The sequence below is a fragment of the Mesorhizobium sp. M4A.F.Ca.ET.020.02.1.1 genome (assembly GCF_004022645.1).
GTDB lineage: Bacteria > Pseudomonadota > Alphaproteobacteria > Rhizobiales > Rhizobiaceae > Mesorhizobium.
This window is the reverse complement of record NZ_RZOI01000644.1, coordinates 1-3,465: the sequence shown is the minus strand read 5'-3', so window position 1 is coordinate 3,465 and position 3,465 is coordinate 1. Positions and strand designations below refer to the sequence as shown.

General features: G+C 63.1%; 5 protein-coding genes. 2 read left to right on the top strand and 3 right to left on the bottom strand.

Going from position 1 to position 3,465, the window contains the following annotated elements; translation table 11 throughout:
* Both EN742_RS28480 and EN742_RS28475 read right to left on the bottom strand, forming a co-directional pair.
* The coding region (locus tag EN742_RS28480) for a (2Fe-2S)-binding protein (protein WP_148670316.1) at positions 1-429 on the bottom strand (429 nt) is incomplete at its 3' end.
* A 9-nt stretch (positions 430-438) separates the two neighbouring features.
* Complete coding sequence (locus tag EN742_RS28475) at positions 439-1,359, bottom strand: FAD binding domain-containing protein (RefSeq protein WP_128333542.1); 921 nt, start codon at positions 1,357-1,359, stop codon at positions 439-441.
* 194 nt (positions 1,360-1,553) lie between these two features.
* On the opposite strand from EN742_RS28475, the gene EN742_RS28470 reads away from it, so the two are divergent.
* Both EN742_RS28470 and EN742_RS28465 read left to right on the top strand, forming a co-directional pair.
* Positions 1,554-2,405, top strand: a complete 852-nt coding sequence (locus EN742_RS28470; protein WP_128333541.1) for a fumarylacetoacetate hydrolase family protein — start codon at positions 1,554-1,556, stop codon at positions 2,403-2,405.
* A 31-nt stretch (positions 2,406-2,436) separates the two neighbouring features.
* Entirely contained in the window at positions 2,437-2,724 is a 288-nt protein-coding gene (locus EN742_RS28465; protein ID WP_128333540.1) for a DUF1330 domain-containing protein, read from the top strand.
* 16 nt (positions 2,725-2,740) lie between these two features.
* On the opposite strand, the gene EN742_RS28460 is transcribed toward EN742_RS28465, so the two are convergent.
* On the bottom strand, positions 2,741-3,465 hold a 725-nt coding region (locus EN742_RS28460; protein ID WP_245492412.1), incomplete at its 5' end, for a GMC oxidoreductase.

The window sequence follows — 3,465 nt, the reverse complement described above, 5'->3', positions numbered from 1 at the left end:
AACATAGCCCGTGCAACGGCAGATATTGCCCGAAAGGCTGCGATTGACGTCGTCGCGGGTCGGGCGCGGATTGGCTTCCAGGAGAGCGGTGGCCGACATCAGCATTCCCGCCGTGCAAAAGCCGCACTGCGAAGCGCAGTGGTCGATGAAGGCCTGCTGCAGGGGGTGCAACTCGCCATCGGCGCGGCGTAGGCCCTCGACGGTGCGGATGTCCAAGTTCTGCGTCGTAATCGCCAGCGTCAGGCACGAGCAGACCGGCAGTCCGTCGACCAGCACCGTGCAGGCTCCGCAATTGCCGCTCGCGCAGGCCCGCTTCGTGCCGGTCAGGCCGATTTTCTCGCGGATGACGTCGACAAGCAGCATCTGCGGCTCGACGATCACCTCCTTGAGCTTACCGTTGATATGAAATGAACCAATCTGTCTGGGCATCACGGCCTCTCAATAGGCAAGATGAGCGTCTCCGGCGGGATCGTGGCGAGAGCGGGCACGGCTCGCGGCCTGCTCCAGCACGTCGCGCGCCAGGATACGGATCCACTCGCTGCGGATTTCCTCCACCCAGGCGGCATCGGTCAGTGGCGCGACGGTCCCGGCGGCGATACCAGCCGCCGCCTCATATGTCGCATGGCTTGCCGGCTTGCCGATCAGCGCGGCCTCGGCCTCGACGATGCGCACCGGCTTGAAGCCGACCGATCCGACGACAAGCGTGGCATCGACGATCGCCTCCTTGGCCGCGTCGAGCGCCACATAGGCAGCGGCGTTGATCTTATGCAGATCTTCCGAACGGCGACGCGCCTTGTATATCTTCTTGAAGGCGCTGCCCGCATCCGCCACCGGCGGCGGCACGAAAACCGATGTCACCATTTCCCCAGGCTTCAGCGCGGTCAGCCGGGAGCCGACGTAGAAATCGTCGATCGGCAGGTCGCGCACTTTGCTTGCGTCGCCAATCCGGATCACCGCACGGTGCGCGTAGAGAGATGTCGGCAGGTCGTAGTAGGGGACCGCGCTGCACAGATTGCCGACGACGGTGCCCATGTTCATGATGTGGGGTGGGTGAAGCTGCTCCATCGCTTCGTGGAGCGCCGCCCAGCGCTTGCCGACCCAGATGTGGTTGGCGAGCTGGCGTATCTTGACCTGGGCGCCGAATTCCAGCCCGTGTTTGGGATGAGCGCGGAAGCCGTCAAGGCCGGTGATCCCCATGATGCTGACGAGGCGGTTGTAGCGCGCCAGGCCGCGACGCATGCTCAAGACGAGTTCGCAGCCGCCGGCAAACAGACGCGATCCCTCGGACGATGCGAGGCCCAGCGCCTCGTCGATGGTGGAAGGCTCCACGAACTCAAAGGGTTGGATCACCCTTGCCATGCTGACATTTCTCCCTCGCCAGGCTGCTGCACGTTCCCAGCATACCTCGATACTTCTGGCACACTACAGATATTTTACACGCATATCAAGCGTTGACAGATCTGCGCGCCATCGTGCTATGGGTATGGAGAAATCAATGGCATGGCGGCCTGTGAGCCTATCGAAACCGCCGTCCAATCAGGTGGAGCGGCGCGATGAAATTGTTGCGGTATGGAGAGCCGGGGTGCGAGCGGCCGGGGCTCCTGGATGGCTCCGGCCTCTTGCGTGACATAGGGGAGCTGGTGCCCGATCTCAGCGGAGATCACCTTTCGAATACCTCCCTGCAGCGGCTTGCGGCCATCGACCCCGCAACGCTGCCTCGCGTCGACGGTTCGCCCCGGATCGGCCCCTGTGTCGCGGGTGTCGGCAAATTCATCTGCGTCGGCTTGAACTACGCCGACCACGCCGCCGAGACAGGCAAAACTGTTCCGCCCGAACCTGTCATCTTCATGAAGGCGACATCGGCCATTTGTGGACCCAACGATCCCATCGAAATCCCGCGCGACGCGGCGAAGACGGATTGGGAAGTCGAACTCGGCGTCGTCATCGGCAAGCGCGCGAAATACATCGCCGAAGCCGAGGCGCTTGCCCACGTCGCCGGCTACTGCACCATCAACGACGTTTCCGAGCGCGCTTTCCAGTCCGAGATGCAGGGACAATGGACCAAGGGCAAAAGCCATGATTCATTCGGACCCATCGGTCCCTGGCTGGTGACGTGCGACGAGGTTCCCGAGCCGCAGAACCTTTCGCTGTGGTGCGAGGTCGACGGGCATCGCTATCAGCAGGGATCGACGAAGACGATGGTCTATGGCGTCGCTTTCCTCGTTGCCTATCTCAGCCGTTTCATGACGCTTGAGCCGGGCGATGTCATAGCCACCGGCACGCCGCCGGGCGTCGGGCTCGGCATAAAGCCGGCGCCGGTGTTTCTCAAGGCGGGGCAGCAGGTTAGGCTGGAAGTCGAGGGACTGGGAATCCAGGACCACCGCACCATCGCCGCGCGCGGATGAGCGGCAAGATCCAATCGGAAGGGGAATCCAAATGGCCGCCTATTTTATTGCCCACGGGACGCTGAAGAACCCGGAAAAGATGCTGGAATATGTCGATCGCTCGGGCCCGATAGTGGCCCGTTTCGGCGGCGAGTTCATCTCGGTCGGCGAGGTCAAGGCCGTCTTGACGGGCACTCATCGCCACAAGCGCACGGCGATATTCAAGTTCCCCGACGCGGCGTCCATCGAGGCTTGGTACAACAGCGACGATTATCGGGCGCTTTGGCCGCTGCGCAATGAAGCCGGCGACTTCGACTTTATCGCGGTCGAGGAATATTGAGCCTGCCAGCGCCCGGCTAACCGCCGGCGCCGCGGCCCAGGATGCGATCCGCGGTCCTCAGCGCCTGGGCGACGGTGGTGAATGTCGGATTGCCGGCGTTCGGCGTTCCGAGGACCGAATTGTCCGCGACGAAAATATTCTCGTAGCGCCACAGCCTGCCATGACTGTCAACGACCGATTGGCCGTCGTCCTTCTCGCCCATGCGGCAGGATCCCATGAAATGCGTCGAGCCCCCGGCTGGATAAATGCTCGGGTTCCAGCCCGCCTGCATATCGCCGACCTCCGAAGCGATCAGGAAGTGCTCGGCCATCGCCGCGCCAATGCGTTCGCGGTCATCCCTGGAGAAGCCGAACACCGCATCCGCGTGCGGCAGGCCGTAGGGGTCGAGGCGTTCCCTGTCGAAGATGAAGCGGTTCTGCGCCACGACATCCATCGCCACGAAGGTGAAGATATCAGACGTGTCGACTTCGCGAATGCCCGGCGCCAGCCGCGTTCCATCCGAACTCAGGGTGAAGCGGCACAGCTGGTTCTGCCAGGGGCGTCCCTGCGAGAAGGGAACCCAGATCGAATAGACCGGCTCGTCGTCCCGGATCAGCCTGCGGATGTCCTGGTTGAGCGTCACCCGCGAGCCGATGCAGACATGCTCATGGATATATGCCCCGAGCGCGGGGCCGGTATCCAGCTTCGAGGCGGCGAGAACTTTGGGCGAGCCGACGGTGCCGCCGGAGATGACGATGGTAT